The 18,619-nt window shown below is 54.2% G+C and carries 10 protein-coding genes; 1 reads left to right on the top strand and 9 read right to left on the bottom strand.

What is annotated here, in order from left to right; translation table 11 throughout:
- Positions 1-21 precede the first annotated feature (21 nt).
- Genes brxL through EL2594_RS14465 form a run of 8 tightly spaced genes read right to left on the bottom strand, consistent with a single transcriptional unit; the run spans position 22 to position 14,527 of the window.
- A complete protein-coding gene (gene brxL / locus EL2594_RS14500; protein WP_011415865.1) occupies positions 22-2,103 on the bottom strand; it encodes a BREX system Lon protease-like protein BrxL in 2,082 nt (693 codons plus the stop codon).
- Between the two features lie 8 nt (positions 2,104-2,111).
- A complete protein-coding gene (gene pglZ / locus EL2594_RS14495) occupies positions 2,112-4,607 on the bottom strand; it encodes a BREX-1 system phosphatase PglZ type A (protein WP_011415864.1) in 2,496 nt (831 codons plus the stop codon).
- On the bottom strand, positions 4,607-8,101 hold the full coding sequence (pglX, locus tag EL2594_RS14490; protein ID WP_011415863.1) for a BREX-1 system adenine-specific DNA-methyltransferase PglX: 3,495 nt from the start codon (positions 8,099-8,101) through the stop codon (positions 4,607-4,609). The genes pglZ and pglX overlap by 1 nt, the downstream gene beginning before the upstream one ends.
- Positions 8,101-8,601: a hypothetical protein gene (locus EL2594_RS14485; RefSeq protein ID WP_011415862.1), complete on the bottom strand. Its 501-nt coding sequence runs from the start codon at positions 8,599-8,601 to the stop codon at positions 8,101-8,103. The genes pglX and EL2594_RS14485 overlap by 1 nt, the downstream gene beginning before the upstream one ends.
- A complete protein-coding gene (locus tag EL2594_RS14480) occupies positions 8,598-9,785 on the bottom strand; it encodes an AAA family ATPase (RefSeq protein WP_011415861.1) in 1,188 nt (395 codons plus the stop codon). The genes EL2594_RS14485 and EL2594_RS14480 overlap by 4 nt, the downstream gene beginning before the upstream one ends.
- Entirely contained in the window at positions 9,785-13,303 is a 3,519-nt protein-coding gene (gene brxC, locus EL2594_RS14475; protein ID WP_011415860.1) for a BREX system P-loop protein BrxC, read from the bottom strand. Before brxC ends, EL2594_RS14480 begins: the two co-directional genes overlap by 1 nt.
- Positions 13,304-13,308: 5 nt before the next feature.
- A complete protein-coding gene (locus tag EL2594_RS14470) occupies positions 13,309-13,908 on the bottom strand; it encodes a DUF1788 domain-containing protein (protein WP_041685407.1) in 600 nt (199 codons plus the stop codon).
- A 4-nt stretch (positions 13,909-13,912) separates the two neighbouring features.
- The gene (locus EL2594_RS14465; protein WP_011415857.1) at positions 13,913-14,527 is read right to left on the bottom strand and encodes a DUF1819 family protein; all 615 of its coding nucleotides are present in this window, start codon (positions 14,525-14,527) and stop codon (positions 13,913-13,915) included.
- Positions 14,528-15,002: 475 nt separating this feature from the next.
- On the opposite strand from EL2594_RS14465, the gene EL2594_RS14460 reads away from it, so the two are divergent.
- Positions 15,003-15,638: a S24 family peptidase gene (locus tag EL2594_RS14460; protein WP_011415855.1), complete on the top strand. Its 636-nt coding sequence runs from the start codon at positions 15,003-15,005 to the stop codon at positions 15,636-15,638.
- 15 nt (positions 15,639-15,653) lie between these two features.
- On the opposite strand, the gene mobF is transcribed toward EL2594_RS14460, so the two are convergent.
- Complete coding sequence (gene mobF / locus EL2594_RS14455) at positions 15,654-18,578, bottom strand: MobF family relaxase (protein WP_041685406.1); 2,925 nt, start codon at positions 18,576-18,578, stop codon at positions 15,654-15,656.
- Between the last annotated feature and the right edge of the window lie 41 nt (positions 18,579-18,619).

Genomic DNA, 18,619 nt, shown 5'->3' with positions numbered 1-18,619 from the left:
TTCAAAAATACTACAGCAACTTCACCGCTGGTCCTGTCGAACATAAGTCACATAGAAGTTCTTCAACATGCGGTGCTCTTGCAAACGGTCGCCAAGGGTAAATCCGTCCCGCCGCATCGGCGCCTGAAATATGTCGAGACCTCGATCGAGAACGATTTTCCAGCCAGTGTCAGTGATGATATCCCTCGAGTGGCCCGTGCCTGAACTGTCAAACGCCCAAGTGAAGTCCACGCCCGTACCTGTGCATGCCTCTGTTATGCTATCGAGCAGCTCGCGTTGCTTTTGCACGTTGCCATCGTCAGGCCCTGTGACGAGATGGACGGCGACTTGGTCTTCGAGCGCTTTGCGCTGAATGACCATTTCGACAAATTCCATCATGTTTTTGATCTGGTAGAAATAGCGAATGTAAGGGTCCGTCACGACGATCCGGGACGCTCCCTCCAGATAGGGTGCGAACAGCTTGTTGTAGCTGATCCCCTTGCGGTTTTCAGCGAAGACGTGATGGCCCTCTTCGGCGACCGGCTTCGCAGGTCTTGTGGAAACTGATGCGTTAGCTGCTTCAGGTCGGTCCCCGGTCACATCCTCATCGACAGCATCGCTCGATTCATCCTGCTGTTTGGGATCCAAGGCTGGTTTCAGATAATAGAATTGTGGGAACTCTTGTTCTTCAACGGTCTGAACACGACGCTTTTCGCCGCCAGAGCCTGTGTATGAGAAATCGACCTCTGGATAGGTCGCATCGATCCGGAACAATTGGTCTTTTACGCGCTTTCGGCTCTCCAGTGCGAGCTGCAAAAGCTCCTCGACGTCTTCAGCCGTTTCGCCCCCGGCGGGGAAAATGACTTTCAAAAAGCCAGACATGGTTTTGTAGACGGCATCACGGTCACGGGTGGAGATCTTCTCACTGATCTTGAAATGCAGGTCAGGCCGGTTGGAGAAGTCTTCCTGGCGCAAGTGGCGAAGTATCTCTGCGAGATAGTCGACGATGAACCCGTAGCCGGTGGTGAACATTTCACTGCGAATTACGTCAATCTCCCACCCAGGAAGATAGGCGTGAAGGCGGTCGATAAAGGCTGAATCATGAAACTGAGGGGGAAGAGCTTCGAACAGGTCGCTGTTCTTCAGCATGAAGGGCACATTGTGGTCTGTGTTCCCAACGAAGGCAAAGCTGGCTTCGGCTCCCATGGGATTGATTCCACGCGAGAAGGTCTTGTTCGCCATGTAGTTCTTCATGATGTCGACCAAGGCTTTGTTCGCAGTCTTTTCGCGCCCAGCGAATTCATCAAAGGCCACAACATCCCAGTAGCCCACCAAGCCGATCCGCCCATTCGCGTTGTTCACGAACAATTTCGGGATGGTGACTTCCCCTCCGGAGATCAGCTGCCCATGCGGAGAGAATTCTGAGTAGATGTGGGACTTACCCGTTCCCTTCGGGCCGAGTTCAATGATGTTATAGTTGCGCTCGACGAAGGGGATCAGCCGCATGAGTTGCAGTAGCTTGCTTCGACGACCGAAGGCTTCAGGGTTGAAGCCAATCGACTGCATGAGAAGGTCGATCCATTCGTCTTTGGAGAATTGCGCTCGCGCTTGCTTGTAGCCCTCGTAATCGACTTTTGCGATCTGGATGGGCTTGATGGTCTCAATTACCCACGGAGAAATCCGCGAGTCCTCTGAATACTCGTATTGGACATCAGCAATGCACCATACCCCGGTCACAAGAAGCTTGGGATGCGCTTTGACCGTGCCACTGTCTACTGCGACCTTCTTAATGCCCAGATTGTCGAAGACAGCTTCGTAGCTATCTGTCTTTTCGTTCAAAGAGACGCTTATCTGGTCGATGACCTTGTAGCGTCCTTTTTCCTTGATCGTCGACTGAATCAGGCCGGCTTCACTTCTGTGAACGTAGTGCTTCTTGAGTATATCTTTGACCGTATCGATCCCACTATCGATCGAGGCTTCATCATCAGTCGCACAATATTGGCCGAGCAGGTACTCAAGGACGTAGGTTGGGACGATCGCGTTGCCCTTGACCGCTTTCACAAGGTCTTTGCGGACCACATAGCCTGCGAAATGCTCGTTAATCTTATCGTCGAGTGCGCTCATGAGGGCCCCTAAAAGTCGAAATCTGTCGATATGCCACGGCGCAATTGGAAGCGGTGACTTGTGTAATCTTCATAATGGCTTGTCTTGCCGACGCGCTCGCGAAGCTTGAGCAAAACGTCTTGATTGTTGAAGCGGTCCGCGTCCCGGGAAAGAAGGAACTTGAGTGGCAGCTCGCGTTCGCGTGCATTTTGCGAAGTGTAGTCGAAGGTGAGAGCATGCTCATCAGAGATGAGTGTGCCGTCCGAGGCGTAAATGCCAGCAAGAAGGTCCCGTTGCTGCTGCTTTTCCGAGACGGGCTGAGCCTGATAGAGAGTGACCGAAGTTTGTCCGGACGAAATCAAGCTCTTTCCGGCAACGATGATCTGAACTTCAACCTTCTCGACATCCGCGTCGCGTTGTTTCCCGACACGGATCACAGGAATGACGATTTCCTGAAGCGTAGCTCCGCCATGCACGAAACGACTGCCCGATCCTTTGACGCGCATACGATTGATCGAGTTAGGCAGAAGCACGTCCAGATCTCCTGCCAGCCCTAGATCGGCTGAAGAGAATTTCTTCATACCTGAAGTCTCTTGAAGATCGCTGCCGATGACGAAGCGGCGGTTTTTGACGAGAATTTCGGCGCCATCTGGATCCGCAATCGAGAATTCGGTCTCATCCAAGGCGCGGTGTTGATAGATAAAGCCGTGATCGGCCGTCACCAAAATGTTTGAGAAGTTGGCTGTTGTGAGTTTGCGGACAAGCTTGGTGAGATCCTCGATGGCGTCCTGGGCAGCTTCGGCCGTGTGCTCCTCGGTGGCGAGCTTATCGCCAATGTTATCGATCCGGTTGTGATAGAGATAAAGAATGTCATGATCGCGGAAGATCTCTTTGCCCTGATCCGCTTTCAAGCTCATGAAGTCATCAGCTTTCATGGCTTTGGCTCGATCTCCCGATCGTCCCATTCCCAGAACCTTTTCGCGATTGACGGTTCCCTGAGTGGGCAGACTGAAAGAAGACACACTTGCGTCCGCTTCCAGCGTTAGATCTTTGTTGGGTAAAAGCGCCGCCATGCCGAGCTGCGTGTAGCTAGGCAGAGCAGAGATCATCGGTTCGAGCTCGGCGTCGAACCGGTTCAGTTTCCGGATCTCGCGCAAGGCTTCTTCTGCAACCTCATAGCGCAAGGCGTCCGAGATAATCACCACCACCTTCTGATCTCGGCGGCGGAATTCTGCGGCCTGATCCACGTAAAAGTCCGTCTGGTGCGCGAAGCCCGAGATCTTCCAGTCCTTGAGCTCAGCAATGTGATCTTGCCAAGCATCGTTCACAGCTTGAAGGAAGTTAGTCGTATACCGGTTTTCGACGCTCTCGAAGAGCGCGCTGAGCAGCGAGGCCTGGCCGCTCTTCTGCATATGATAGATGAATTTGCGGTAGAGCTGGTCGATCCTATACCAGTGGGAAACATAGCGCTTCACCCCCTCATCGGGGGAGGTCATGGTCAAGTTCGCCTCAGCCAAGGCTTGCTGGAATTCTGTGGCATGGCGGATGGCTTCGTAGATATCCTCGTAGGTCGGGTACCAATGGCTCTGCCTCCGCTCTCGAACGGCTTTCAACACCTCAGCTGATGACACCGTCTGACTTGCCATCTCATGTACGAGAGAGCGGATGATATGGCGATCGATCTCCTCGAAGTGATCAATGGCACCCAAAGTCTTGATGTCGCGGTCTTGGGTGTCCTCAGGAATTTTCAGGAGGTCCTGATACTCACCGCTCAGCGTTTCAAATGCGGTTGACCATAGGCGATTGTTCTTCCAGCGGCGGAAAACGAGCAAGGCCTCGCCATTCAGCTTGCCATCCTCACCTAAGGCGCGGGCATAACAGGACTGGAACAGTGTTATCGCGAAGTCTTCGAAATCGGGCTCTTCGCTCGTGTAACCGTAGGCATTCTCAACCTGCTTCCAGAAGAAATCTGTCAGGCCGGAGCGTTCAATCAGACGCATGGCGTCGTCTCGCTCGTCTGCGAGCTCTGCCAGCAGCTCCTCGATGACCGTATCCAAGGCACCCTGAGCACCTGCGCATACGGCGATCATACGGCGCAGCACCTCGCTCTTTGTATCTGAAGGTGTGACCGACTGCTTCAGCGCTTCGATGCGGACTTTGGAGCGGTAAAACTCCATGTGGTTGCGCACCACGTCTTCAAACTGCAGCGGCAGGCCCAGTTCTGCAAGCCAGATTGCCGCCTGATCGGCTTTGAACACACCACTGGCGAAATACAGATCCAGCAGCCAATTGTCGTCCATTTCAGGCGCGGGGCCGTCGTGAAACACCAGAAACTTCTGGCGAGGCTCCTGCCGCAGCATCCGGTATTTCAGAGCGAACTCGTTATTCGCGATCTCGATCTTCTGCACGCCTGGCAGTTTAACTGCGTCAAACTCACCCCGCATGTCGCGCGCTGCATCGTACCAGAACACTATCCGGTGCTCGTCGAAGAGCAGCTTAAGACCCGTTTTGATACGGTCTGACATCAGCTCAACCCAGCGATCTTCTTCAAGGCAGAACCGAACTTCGGATAGTTTGCTTTTACCCCGTCATCGAGATCGATCTCGATCTTGCGCTGCGCAAGTGGGAAGATCACGTCGCGTTCCCATTCGTTCAGCTCATCGATCTGCTTGGCGACTTTGGCCGCATCCTTCAGCGCTTTGGTCTTCTGGCCTTGGCTAGCGGCAGGATCGTCGGAGAGCTTCTCCAGCCGTGTGCGCTCTCCCTCTAGCTTGGTGATAAACTCGCGCAGGTAATCGTTGAGGATGACTGACACCGTATCGCCCCGATAACGGTGCATGTAGATCAGCACGTTGAAAGTGCCTTTGGGGGAGGAGACCATCCAGTAGATCGGGCGCTTCTTGTAGCGCTTCACGTGGTCGGCGTAAAAATCCTTAGTGAAATACTTGCGGATGTCCTTGCCAAGGCTGTCCTCGATGAACTTCAGGTTCTCGCGGAAATGCTGCTCGCCGAAGGTCGCGCGCAGGAACAGGCGGAAGCGTTCGGTGATGTCGTCGGGGAACCAGTTTTCGTCTAGCACAGGGATGACGTTGTCTTCGTCCGGCATGAAGCTGGGGTCAGGCACGCGGTCGAGGTAGTCGGCCAGTGTCTCGCCTTGATTGGCGAGAATCAGGCCCGGTTCTTCGAGGCTGTAGCGGCCGAACATGCAGCCCACGGCATAATGCAAGAACTCGGCCATGGTCTCGGCGCGCAGGCGGGTTTCGCGGTCCTCCTCGGAGCTCTTAACGGCATAGCGATAGGCGGGGTTGCAGGTGAGGGTGATCTCCTCGATCGGCACCTCGGGGGTCAGCTCGTCTTGCAGACCATAGGCGTTGATGAAGATGCGGTTGTTCTCTTCCTCCAGCGCTTTCATCTCGTCCGTCATGGACTGCCAATGGGCGCGGAGCGTGGCGTAGCTGCTCGCCAGCCTCTCGCCCCGATGATCGGGTGAGAGCAGCGGAAGCGTGGTAAAATCCCACGAGGTTTCGAAGGCGTCCCAGTCGGAGCGAGCCAGTTCGGAACAACGTCGTCCAATGTCCGCTGCGCCAGAGACGCGCAAATAAGGCAACCGACCAATTGGGCCTTCATGGAAATCCAACGTTGGTGATAGAGCCAGCAGCAAGCGGTTTACGACTTTGGTGTTGGCGAAGGACAAAGCCGGGAAAATGTTCTCTTCTTCCGGAAAGGACATTGCGCCTTTCGTTTCGAACATGGAACCCAATGGAGATAACCGCATCGAAAGCCCGCCACTTGAGATTGCCGACCATGTTATCCCGGGTTTAAAATAGAAATTCTCATTCTGAGGTCTGGACCGAAGCTTTCCATTGTTGTCCTTGAAGGATTTTATACGTTTTCCTGAATGTTGCCAGTCAACAACAATGGCGTTGTTTCCGAACCATTTTCTGAATTCCCCACCCTTGTTGCAGGGATACCAGCGCTCTGGCCGATCCTCCGTCTCTTTTGACGAAAGTGTCCCCTGTCCAATTTCAGAAGAGCTGACTTCGTACCACTGCCGAAGAAACTGTTCGTTGTCGCCGGTAGCAAGGCCCTGTTTTGTCGGAGCAACGCTTGCAAGCGAAGGTAGATTTTCAAAAACCTTGAACACCGAGTCCGAGAGCCAGTAACCGATAGGTGACCCTGGGATAGATGAGAACTTTTCGTCTTCCGTCAGAAATACATCGTTCTCTTTCAACTTTAGTTCGAGTATTTCTCTTTTGTTGGCTGACTGAGCGGCGTCGTTCAGATTAATATATCGCCCTGGGTATTTTGATTTTCCATTCTTTATCACGAATGCGACAGCCTGTACGACTTTTGAGTTCAACTCAGGGAAACTATTGAACCCGATTTGCAGCAAATCTGAAATGTGGTACCGTGAAATTAACTTGTCGCGCAGCTTCTCAAAGGAAGAAATGAACATCCAGTTTTGAATGGTGACAAGCGCAGACATGCCGTAAACGACATTAAGAGATAGGCAGCGCTCGGTGAACATTGCATACAAATCGCTGCGACTGTCTGGGAAGTTCACACGCGCGAAGCTGGTCATTTCTGGGTTCATGCCCCCTGAACCCATGTAAGGCGGGTTGGCCACCACCACATGATACTGCGGCGAAAGCGCCTCGGCCATGCGCAGGACGGCGATGACGCGCTGCTGCACCTCTTTCAGCAACAAATCTCCGTCAAAATCCCGCGCATTGACCACCCTTAGTGCCTCGGCCGGGTCGCGTAGTCTCGGCAAGATCAGAGAGCCGAAGTTCTTGGCCTGCTCAAACTGCCTCAACGTCTCGCGCAACTCATCGGTGAACAGATCCTTGCCCACCACGGCGGTCACGTCCTGCAACTCGGCCTCTTTAAAGGCTACGTTCTGCAACACGCAGATGTCTGGCTTAGCTTCCATCCGCAAAAACCGCCGCCGTCCCAGCCGCGCCGCCGCCTTCATCGCCAGCGCAAAGGCCGCCAGCGCGCCTGCACGGTCGTCAATCTCCACGCCGGTCAGGTTATGCGATAGGATCAATGCGGGGATCTCGGTCGGGTCGTATCCCTCTTCCTCGTAGATCGCGTAGAGCAGGTCGAAGGCATAGGTCAGCATATGCCCCGAGCCTGCGGCGGGATCGCAGATGCGGATCTCCTCAGGCTTGGTGATGCGCAGGAAATCCGTTTCGGGTTCTTCAGGCGCGATGTAGTAGTCCATCTTGGCCGCCAGCCCGCTGTGCGGATTGTTGAGCAGCCAGAGCCGCCCCAGCGAGTTCTCGACCAGATAGCGAACGATCCAATGCGGGGTGAAGAGCTGCGTTGCGGCCGGAATGTTCTCCGCCGTGATCTTCTGGTTCTTCTTGAGGCCCGCGAAGACCTGATCCTTCTTCTCTGAGATATAAAACTGGTAGAGCCAGCCGATGATCTCGACGTCTTCACAAACGTCAGGTGTCATTGCCTCACGAAGGTATGCGAGTATCGAAGCGTTGGACTGGAGGTCCGAAGGCATTAGAAGCTCGGCGTAATCGTCGATGCGCTCGAACATAAAAGGCATAGCGTCGTGCCAGTAGTTGCACGCGGCAACGACAAGCAGTCGGTAAGCCTCACCCTGTGGGTCGGGGCTGGAGGTGCGACCATCCAGTAGACTGAGGACTTCATCTCGAGTGATTTCGGGGACGATTTGCTCATTGATACTCCCCGACTTCGCATCCGAGAGTATTTCCGGTTGAAATTGACCGACGGACGGAGACACAACGCGAACCGGGGAGAGACCGTTGACATCCATGTACCTCAAAGCAGTGAAGCGATTGAACCAGGTGTAGGCGACCTTTTCGACAACTTGCTCTCGTCCGAGTTTGCCAACTAATGTCTCAAGCTTCTTGAAGGCCCTTGGGTATTCACGCCGAGCCGACGAGCCGTCGCTCAAGACGGCTTCCAGCCTTACGGTAACTTGATCAATCAAGGTACTCCGCGCAAATTGAGCAAATTTCCTGAGCTTTGTGGTATCCATCAGTCTGTTGCCTCGCTAATTCGTCGGAGCGAGGCTTCACCGAATTGTCTGCGCCATTGCTCAAAGTTCAGAACGATACAGCTTGCAGCGCAGTTTTTTGACCAGTCAGCATGACTAATTGGAATGGCTTTTCGTAGCTCGTCTTGCTTTGCTATTAGCAATGCATCGTCCAAGCTATTCATTGAGAGCAAAACTAGATACCGGATTGAACGGTCGTTTTTACCCTGGGCTGATCGAAAGAAGAGGGTATCCCTAAATTTCCCAGCTAGGCTTTGTACCAATTTCCCAGAATTCAGTTTTTGGACGAAGGCACCGAGATTCTGCGCCGTCGGAATGTCGGGATCTTTGATCTCGATAAATAGGCTCTGGTCATCATATTCGGCTATGAAATCAACGCGCTGAACCGTACTGCCCCCATGGTATTGATCGTCGTCGAAATGGACAATGCTCTTTGCTCCTGGAAAAGACAATTCGAGATCAAATTCCTGAACGGTCGTCATAGCTCAATACCCTTCACTGAGCGTTCGATTTCGGCCTCGTATAGCTTTCCAAATGTTTCAGATATGCCTGTGGTTACAAGCTGCTCGTATTCTTCCGTCGAATAAAGGGAAATTGGTCCATCGCGACTTTGCCTTTGTAGAACATGAAATCGAACGTGGTCTTCCTTACCCACTTTATCCATTAGCAAATCCAGCCATTTCAAAAGCACGTAGTCATGGGTTGCGAGAATGATCTGCTGACCGTTTCGCGACAGTTCAAGTATGGCTTGAACCAGCTCCTTCATCAGTCTCGGGTTTAGGTTTGCCTCCGGCTCGTCCCAAAGCAGAGTGCCGGATTCCTTGAGATTGATCGAGCCATTGCTCAGCAATCGATGGAGCACGCCAATCTTTCTATATCCCTCAGCGGTCATCGCAGTCGAAAAAGTTGGCCCACCCTCCGGACGAAAGCGTATTCTCTTGGAGTCTTGGTAGGCGCGTGCGGTCTGTGAATCGGATCGTAAGGGATCGTTTTTCGATCTGGCAGCCTCTTCATACTTACCAGGTTGAAAGTGAAAACCACCGTCGTCGTGCAAAGTATAACGTCCGCCAACGAGATCAACTAGTTTGCGAACTACATTGTACGACCTAGGGTCTGCGCGAAAGTCAGAACTGCTTTCATCGAAGCCCGGTTCCACGAGAAACTCTGCGAGATCGAGGTAACTATCGTCGAAAATCATTTCGACCGTCGCTCGATCATGATCCGGGTGGCGAATACCTCGAACCAGCGAAAGCACTTCTTTCGTCGGAATATAGACGGGTTTAGAACTAGATTTAGAAACTGCCCGCGATGAGGTAATTTCAAAATACTGCGATCGGCCACTGAAAGTGATGCTAGAAACGGAATCATCACTGCTTACAGAACGAAGCTTTGTCGGTCCGCTTGCCCTCTTCGAGGCGAGCATCCCCACTTTGTTGTCTTCGGTCGCAAAGATCCTGAGAAATTTGCCCGACGCAGTGGCCGCAAACGCATCTTTTGAACGCTCCAGAAATTTACCATCAGCGATCAGATTCAATCCATAGATGGCTTTAAGAAGGTGCGTCTTTCCGGTCCCGTTGGACCCAATGATTACGTTGATTCGAGGCGAAAGGGAAAGGTTCAGTTTCTCGAATGCGGTGAAATTCTCGAATTCAACCTTGAAAATCATTATACGATAACTTTCTTACCCGCGCGGATTTCGTTCAGCAGGGCACTTTTCATCGCATCAAGGTACTCATCAACGTCGGCCTCATCGGTCAGCAGCGTTTTCGGAGCTGCGACCTTCAACTGAGAGGCAAGGATCGTTGTGGGAGCCTGCGGTGCGGGCGCTGGCCCGTCGGATTGGCCTGGCTGCGGCTGAGTCGCCGGTACTGGGCGCGCGAGACTATCCAGTTCAGTGACAACGTCTGATAGTAGGTTGGTGCGTGCACCATTGGCGCGATCCCGCAATACGGGAATCAAAGTGACTGTATCGAGGCCTTCTTTGTGGCTATCGATGCGTGCGGTGATCCGCGTCTGTTGATCGGCATCGAGCGCTTGGAAGTCCGGCATTTGTGCGATCTTGGCTGAAACGTCTTCTACCTCTGCGATGACAGCTTTGCGCTCCTCAAGCACCTTGAGTTCGACCTTGTTTTTCAGATCAAAAAGATCGGACTTGAGGTTCTGGATCGTCGATCCTTTGAAACAGTTCGGATCCTCCAATGCAGCGCGTAACTTCGCCCCAGCATCAGGATCGACATAGTCGATGTTGGCAGATTGGCCGGCGAGCATATCGCGGGCATCGTCGTAGATGTCCTTTTGTGCGCCGCCCATGAAGGACTTCACCTTGTCGAGGATATCCTCCTTCGCGTTCAGAAGATCATCCTCGCGCTTAGGCGCCTCGGAAATATACCAGTTCGCCGGTTTGCTCTTCATGGTCCGCAGCAGCTCATTGAGTGGCTCGAGCGAAGTCAGGAAAGGGTAGCGGTGCGATTGGCGAACAAGTTCGTCCACTTCGGCTTCAAGCACATCAATGCTTGCAGTCCATTCTGCACCCAAACTGCGCGCGTCGGTTCCCGAGGAGGGGTGTGCAAAGAGTTCCTGATAGAGCTCCTTAGCTCGGCGAATTTCGGAGGCAGTGAATTCCGTTTGTGGGGTAAGTAATATGTTCGGAAGCGCGTGGCTGTTGTTCAACGCCTTGGCGAGATCCAGTCCCTCCTTCACAGCGCTGTCCAGTCGCGCTTCGATCTTGCCCCTCGCGACCAGACTACTTGCTAGGCAAAGAACCGCATTTATTGGCCAGCCGTAAGGTTTCGACGTAAAGCGATCAGCCAGATATTTGACGGAGACTTTTACACCGTTGCGTGCCTGCGCATTGATAAAGCTGAGGACGTCTTGCTCGGCCTCATTGATCCGTGTGCCGTCAGATCCAAAGAGCCCGCTTTCAGCTTGCACCGCCTTGTTGATATCGGCCTCGGTATAGCTGACACCGCGCAGCATCGGGAGGTTGGTGTAAACCTTGTCGACCAGCGATTGGAACGCCTTGGCTATGCGCTCTTGAGCATCTTCACCGCCGATCTCGAGTTCGTCACCTCTAACGAACAGGCGAGCGCTTCCCATCAATTTGCGGAGCTGCATTTCGATGTCTTTTAGGCGGCGACTGTTTTGCTCCCCTTTTCCCGCCACAATGCGGTCGCGGCCTGGCTGCGGTGAGCCGCTGCGCGACTGGCGAATGAACTTGTCGGTTTGCTTGAACAGGATCAGGTCACGAACGAAGGTCGCATCTGGATTCATGGCGACCGCAAGCTCTTCGCGAGACATAGTTTTCATGCGAATGCCATCTGAGCTTTCAACCTCATCACTCAAAGGTGAAACGAGGTTGATAGCCAATTCGTATTCGCGTCCTAGAGCGTGATCATCCAGCTTTCGGGTGAAGGGGTATTCGTTATTTGTCGCGAGATGTTTGATCTTACGGTGACGTAGAATGGTATCGAATGCGAGAGTTTCGAGTTCTTTCGAGAGCTCGGACGGATCGATGTCGAGAGCCTTGATTTCGGCTTCGACATCCTTCTCTTCATTCGTCAGGAACTCATAGACCTCGCCGTTGCGCTGGATATAGGTTTCTCTCTCTAAACGGCTTAGCGCTTCCTCAATCTTGCGGCGCATTGCCGTCTGGTCCGCCTCAAACTCCGACAAAAGCAGAATTGCGATGTTGCGAACCGACGGTTTGAAGCCTTTGACATATTTGACGAGGAACAAGGATTTTAGGACTCGAACGGCAAACGGGTCGTCCAGGTTCCTTTCAGCGATCTGAATGCTCTGTTGCACCGAAGACTTCAGCGCAGTGCGTATCCCTTCAAACATGAGGTCAAAGGTGGCTAGCCCACCAACCTCCTGGTCTTTCAGCTTCTTTGCTACCTCTTGGAAGACGCCCAGCATCGACCGCTCACCAACAGAGCTGTGCTTGCCTTCAAATGCGTTGTGCTCCGACAATGACGTGATCGCCATTTGAAAGAGATCGTACTGATAGGGAGGGAACGGATAGCTCGATATGAAGTGGTCGCGATCACGGTAGTTTTTGAGCTTCTGCGACCCGTCCGCAAAATCGAAAAGTGTCTTGAGATTGTTTTCTTCGCGATCATGCAGGTTGCCGAGTGTCACTTGGCCTTCAGAAGTCTTGGCGAGAAGCCGACGCTGGATGACTTCCGCGACATCGGCCGAATTCAGCGGCATGCGGTTGCCGAAGCGAGCTTGAATTTTGGAGAAGTCATTCTCTTGCCGCTGTGTCATATCGCCGATCACGGACGCCATGTCCTGCTGCGCCGTTACGATAATCCATGCCTGGCCCTCGCACTTGGTGTTGAGGCTTTCTGCGATGGTCTGCAGATTGGTCATCAGTTTTACGTTGTCGGCAATATATTGGCCGACTTCGTCAACGAAGAAGTTCAGTCGAAAACCTTTTGGTTGATCATCAATCCAGGCTTTCACAGTGTCTGCGAAGTCCTCAATCGAGACGCGAGTGTCCTTTCGGTATTGGCTCAAAATGTCTTTCGCACCCCATGGGTCGCCACCAGTTGCTGCGGCAAACGCGGTCGCGATATTCTTGGCTTCGAGCAGTGCCTGTTCTCTTCCGTGCTCCCAGTCCTTTCCAGCAGCGCTACGGAAAGTCTCTTTGAAAGCCTCAAATTGGCCACGGCTTTGCAGATCGCGTTCAAATTGCGCGATATGAGGTTGCTTGCCGTAGAATCCGCAAGCTTCATCGAAGACTTTCTGAAACACGGATAGAAGCGCATCGACATCCGTCTTCGAGATGACATCGGCCTTCTGGTCGATGTTGAACAAAATTGATTTCGATGGGATGGAAACGGCCTTGTTAAGTGCTCCTGCGAGCATCGGCTCGTCTTTGAGTTTTGCAGCGAAGATCTCGTGAGCAGTTTTTCCGTCGACCTCACGGTTTTCGAGCAACAAGGCCAACATCTTTAGCAAGTGCGACTTACCTGAGCCGAAGAAGCCAGAGATCCAGACGCCGTTTGAGGTGTCATAATTGTTGTAGGCTTCGAGGAATTGCTCGAGCCGTTGGCCAATTTCACCCGTAATAACGTATTCGTCGAGCTCGACGCGGAGGCTAGCCTCATCATCAGCCTTGATGACGCCATCGATGGCGCGATCAACTGGCTTTTCAAAAATGTCTTTTAGCAGCTGAGCCATAGGGCTTAGACCTCGTAATTCAGGATGTTGAAGGCGCGGTAGTACTTGTCGTCATGGAGCTGACCGAAGAGCTCCAGCGACGCACCCGTCGCCAATGCATGGGTGTAGCTTCCGGGAAAAAAGAGAACGGTGGGCGCCTCTTTTGCAGTGCTCTGTAGATTGTTCAAAACGTTGTGTGAGCGGATGTAGGGGTACACTTCACCAACGCCGGACAAGAAAATAACGTCGTGCGGTACGGCTTCGATTGCCTTTCCGATATGTGGGACGAGGTGAGCCTTTGGGTCTAAGACCCCTTGCAGTAGTTCCTTGATCTCGCCCTTGCTGGTGTCGGCCTCAATCTCGAGCACCTCTTCAAGAATCCCACGCTCAGAGAGGATATCGAGTGCAATATCAAAGAGGTTCAAATCCAACACCCGGGTGCCGGAATGTTGAAGGCGAGTAACGAGATCTTCGCGATCCTCGACCATGGTGAGCCCTTCTTCTGCGGGAAAGGGATAGATGAAGAATGGGACTTCATTTCCGAGGCCTTGCTTCGTGAGGAAGCGCTCACTTCTGATCACGCGATAGAGGTGCTCTGCGCGCTCTTTCCGGTTTAGTTGACGCATCAAATCATGCCCCCTCGACCGGAACACTAGGAAATATAGCCAGTTCGCCGGGGTTGTTGGCTTCAATCATGTGCCGCACACGGGTTGAAATGACAGCCGTCTGAATGCGGTGATCTTCTGAGACTATTCCGGCCTCACGCATTATTCGGAACATGATCTGACGAAGCTTCAGGCGGGTTGATTGGTTCAGATTGGCCAAACCATCATCCCACTCCGCCTTTGCATCCAAGAGAATGTCAAAGCTTTCAAGGGGTAGTTCGAGTTGGTAACCAAGGTATCGATCCCGCACCACTTCGACGGCAAATTCACGTATGAAGCGGTAGGCTCGGCAAGTGGCGATCCAGAGGAGCGCTTGTTGTTCAGAGCGGTCAGCCTCATCCAAAAGGAAGGCTCGTTCTTCGCTCGTCAGAGTAAGCAAGCGGTTTGAGATTTCGCGCAAGGATCGGCGGTTCGATGCTGACTTCGGCAGGCTGGTTGCGCCTTCCTCCATGGCCCTGAGGATCGTGTCTTCCCAGGGCTCTCCGTCTAGATGCAAACGCGCGACTTCCAAGCTTTCGTTATGGAAGAGACCCCCGGTGCTAAATGACATTTTGTAATCTTGTTTGGTCGAAGCACTCATCCCATCCCCTTGAAGCTCGTCTTGCTGACGAGCTCACATAGCCCTTCTCCGGCAGTAGAACTAGCCTGATCGCGGCGAGTCCAAGGAGGAGAAGCTTTCACAAATTGATCTAGAGAATTGAGAGCATCGCGCCAAGATATGTTTCAGCAATCTCAAGAGAAATTCAGAACCGCAGTAGTCATTTTACAATGATTTATCTGCGTTGAGGTAGTTCTCCACCTTCTCGATTGTCCTCCTGCGCGGCCTGCGGCCAGCTCTTAGATCAAGAACGAACCGAGGGTCGCCAACCGCGCGACGCCCGAACCGCGTCGCCGACATGTGCGATTCTTTGAGATGACGCTCGATCCTATCCAACAACTTCATAGCCTTCCTCGACTCACTCTAGACTTGTGTTCTTGCTTTGTTCTTAGTAGGAAGGTTCCATCGAGTCTAGGAGATTTCCTTCCCTCCTCAGGCTTTCAGAAGGAATTCGACGATGGAACATGTCAGAGATGAGCTAGACCGGCTGATCCAGCAGCGACGGCTCGGCTATTCGGCTATTTCACGGTTGATCGGACGCAACTCGTCCTACATCCAGCAATTCATCAAGCGCGGCTCACCGCGCAAACTCGATGACGATGACAGGCGCGTCCTTGCGAGCTTTTTCGGGGTCGACGAGCAAGTCCTTGGCGGCCCGCCCGCACCGATACGCGACGGTTTGATAGAGATCCCTGTCCTGAACGTCGATGCGTCGGCAGGCTTTGGAGCGATTGCCGAAAGTGAAACGGCACATACCCGTTTCGGCTTTGATGAGCGTTGGCTCGCCGCGCTGACGCGGGCAAAGAGCGCCAGCCTCTCGATCATCCATGTTTTGGGGGACTCCATGGAGCCAACACTCAGCGATGGCGACGAAGTGCTGGTCGACGCATCGGACGAGGGTTCAAGGCTGCGTGATGGTATTTATGTTCTGCGCGCCGATGATGCTTTGGTGGTCAAACGCGTGACGCTCAAGCCCGGCGGACGCAAGATTACTATCAGCAGCGACAATGCGGCTTATCCAAGCTGGGACGATGTCGACCGGTCCGAAATCCAGGTGGTCGGCCGAGTGATCTGGTTTGGTCGCGCGATTTAAATTACTCCCGCTAGGTCAAATCCCTATTTCAAAGGGCTTTACTCGCTCCTTTGTGAGTTCCGGCGGATCCTTTGCTGGCGCAGCGCTCTCATTGGTCTTGTCTTGCGCTGTGCCTTTTGCCGCCGCTGACTTCAGTCGCTGCGTCACTTCTAGCGCCGAGCTTTTCTCGCCGCTGTTGGCCTTGATTGCCCGGCCGAGTTTCTCTGCGCTGTCAGCAACCAATGTGAGACCGTCACGCAGCCTCGTCACGGTGACGAGGAAGGTTTGCTGATTAGAAAGATTGCGCTCGCGGCTATCCATTACAGCAATGCCGCGATCAGAGGTCAGTCCCTGCGCCATATGTGCGTTCAAGGCATAAGCCAGATCAAGACGCTTCAACATGGGATCGCCCCGCGCCAAGCGAAGCTCGTTGCCCGCTGAGGTTTCGACGGTAACGCCCTTGGCATCGACCCCTACAATCTTCGCCTGATCGGCATTGAAAAGTGCGCGCTTATGATCGTTGTCGGTCCAACGGATCTTGTCGCCTTCGAAAAGCCTGAACGACTTGCGTTCGAACAATGAGAAACGGTCGTCGCTCCCACCTGGGCGAAGACGCGTGGGGCTGAATGTATGCTTCCGTCCCTTCCTGTCTTCGAGCATCACGCGCTTTCGGGTGTGGTCGATGGATTTGACGGTGTAGTCGCCCTTCGACAGTTTCTGGGAACTGTCGCGCGAGCGGACATTCAGCACCATGCCGGCGCTGTAAGTGCCCATGTACCGAAGCTCCTCCCGTGTCGCGTTGACCCGAGAGTGAACAGTCAGTCGTGCAGCACGCTGTCCAAGCTCGCCATTCGCCTTGAGCCCTTGCTGTACGGCATCGTTGACGGCGGAGCGCAAGGCGCGTCCGGAAGCATAGATGGACGTCCTCGCGCGTTCCGCCGGACTAAGCGAAAGCCATCGCTCGGCGGCCACGATTGCGCTGTCCCCTTTGGCCTCGATGGTGGTTGGCGCGAGCGCTTTCAGCGCATCATCGATACGCCCTGCCTGCGCAGCGGCTTGGGCGCGCCGCAAGACAGAGTCGCGTCCGCGCAGATTCTCTTCCATGATCGCGCGCTCGATCCCGGCCTGCTGGACGAGATCAAAGGGTTTGCCTGCATCAACCGCACCGAGCTGCTGGCGATCGCCCACGAGCGCTAGCCTTTGGACTTCTGCGAGGTTTGCAAGGCGGACCAGCTTCGCTTTGTCTTCGTTCGAGACCATCGAGGCTTCATCGAGAACAATCACGTGGTCACCGAGCGCGCTTTTCGCCTCATGCAGCAAAGCTGCGTTGCCAGGTTCGCGCAGCAAGCGGTCCCATTGCGACAGGAATCGCACGATAGTCATCGAATGGATGCCTGTGTCGCGCTCGAGCATCTGAACGAGTGTGTTCTGGACCGCGAGACCCAGCACTTGTTTGCCCTCCTCTCGCAAAAGCTGGGCGACCGGCTTCATTACGCTGCTCTTCCCGGCGCCGGCAACGCCCTGGATCGCGACAATCCGGTCGCGCGATGAAAGTACGAGGCTTGCCGCTTCTTCCTGACCCGGATTGAGCGTGATGCCGTGGTTGATTGCGGAGACGGCCTGAACGCGCGTGACGGCGTCCTTGCGTTCAAAAATTTGCGCAGCCGCACCGCGTCCCTGGTCGACACCGGCAAGGATTGCCCCTTCAAGCTGCAGAGCCTCTTTACTAGCGAGCCAACCAGACTGGGCCCCTTTACCGCGCACCAGCGCGCCCTGCCGAACCAGCGCGTTCACCTGTTTTTCGACACGGTCCACTGTTGTTGGTAGTCCGAAGTCCAATGCTGCTTTGAGCAAACCTTCGCGCGGAAAAGCCGCTTCGCGCTGGGAGAGGTGGCGCACCGCAGAGGCTACAGCCTGCGCAGCCGCGATAGTGGGCGCATCTGTCTTGAGCACGTGAGCGGGGATCAGGGGGTCTGCTGGATCGCCTTTGATCCGCTGCGCAAATTCTCGCAACTTTGCCAGGCCGCGCTGGAGAAGGCTTTCAGCCTTTGAGTTGGCAATCGTCTTGGCTGCTGCCCGCATCTCGGATGCATCGATGATAGTTTGCAGATCGAGCCTAGCCTCTTCTGCGCTCTGCTTCCACTCTCCAAGCAGGCCTTCACGGTCTCTCACGGGTTCCTTGCTTTTCCTTGAGGCAAGCACGGCGACGTCACGCGCCTTGGGGGTGTTTTCGCCGATTTGGCGGACCGCATCTAGGACCTCTTCGCGGCGGGAAGAGAACGCCATGAGCTGCTGGCGTGTGATGCCGGCCGCTTCGAAATTGCCGTGCTTGCCGACCGGTCCGGCTTCGTATCCCATCTTCTCGACTGCCATGCGAAAGTGGGCCATCGTCATCGAATTGAGCAGCGTGTTGAAAGACCAGAGCTTGTCATTGCGCAGCGCCCGCCACTTGCCGTCGGGGCCTTGCGTGACGTTGGCTACGACCGCGTGAAAATGCAGGTTTGGCTCCTGATTGCGGTTGGTATCATGCTGAAAAAGACCAATTGTGAGGTTGTCGGTTGCGACCCTTCCGTAACCGTCTTTGCTGCCCATCCGGGTCTGCGCTGCGTTGGCCTCGGCCCAACGTAATGTTTCGACCACGGCCTCGCGATAAGCTTCAATTATCCGCTTGTCCCCGCCAGCGAGGGCGAGGAGCGACCAGCTTTTGGGGAGCGAAAAGGTCAGGTCTGTCCCGGGCCTGTGAGACTGGCCAGCATTACCAACCTCGATACCTCCGGGTAATTCTCCGCGCAGTAGCGCATCGAATTGTTTTGCGCTGACTGTGCCCTCAAGACCAAGGCGCGCGGCCCCCTTCCCAGTCCAGAGCCCTGAGCGATCAGCATCAGCGCCGGTGTAATAATTATCAGCGGCAAAATAGGCCGCAGCAGCTGAAGGGGAGCGCACATTGGCAACGGAAAGCATCGTCTCTGATCCTCGTCATGGCTCCCCCTCTGGCACCTAAA

The organism is Erythrobacter litoralis HTCC2594 (assembly GCF_000013005.1).
Lineage (GTDB): Bacteria > Pseudomonadota > Alphaproteobacteria > Sphingomonadales > Sphingomonadaceae > Parerythrobacter > Parerythrobacter litoralis_A.
This window is presented reverse-complemented; position numbering and strand designations above follow the sequence as displayed.

Coding starts and splice junctions, on each gene's coding strand:
- brxL (WP_011415865.1), bottom strand. CDS start 2,103: ATGAGCGCACTCGACGATAAGATTAACGAGCATTTCGCAGGCTATGTG.
- pglZ (WP_011415864.1), bottom strand. CDS start 4,607: ATGTCAGACCGTATCAAAACGGGTCTTAAGCTGCTCTTCGACGAGCAC.
- pglX (WP_011415863.1), bottom strand. CDS start 8,101: ATGGATACCACAAAGCTCAGGAAATTTGCTCAATTTGCGCGGAGTACC.
- EL2594_RS14485 (WP_011415862.1), bottom strand. CDS start 8,601: ATGACGACCGTTCAGGAATTTGATCTCGAATTGTCTTTTCCAGGAGCA.
- EL2594_RS14480 (WP_011415861.1), bottom strand. CDS start 9,785: ATGATTTTCAAGGTTGAATTCGAGAATTTCACCGCATTCGAGAAACTG.
- brxC (WP_011415860.1), bottom strand. CDS start 13,303: ATGGCTCAGCTGCTAAAAGACATTTTTGAAAAGCCAGTTGATCGCGCC.
- EL2594_RS14470 (WP_041685407.1), bottom strand. CDS start 13,908: ATGCGTCAACTAAACCGGAAAGAGCGCGCAGAGCACCTCTATCGCGTG.
- EL2594_RS14465 (WP_011415857.1), bottom strand. CDS start 14,527: ATGAGTGCTTCGACCAAACAAGATTACAAAATGTCATTTAGCACCGGG.
- EL2594_RS14460 (WP_011415855.1), top strand. CDS start 15,003: ATGGAACATGTCAGAGATGAGCTAGACCGGCTGATCCAGCAGCGACGG.
- mobF (WP_041685406.1), bottom strand. CDS start 18,578: ATGCTTTCCGTTGCCAATGTGCGCTCCCCTTCAGCTGCTGCGGCCTAT.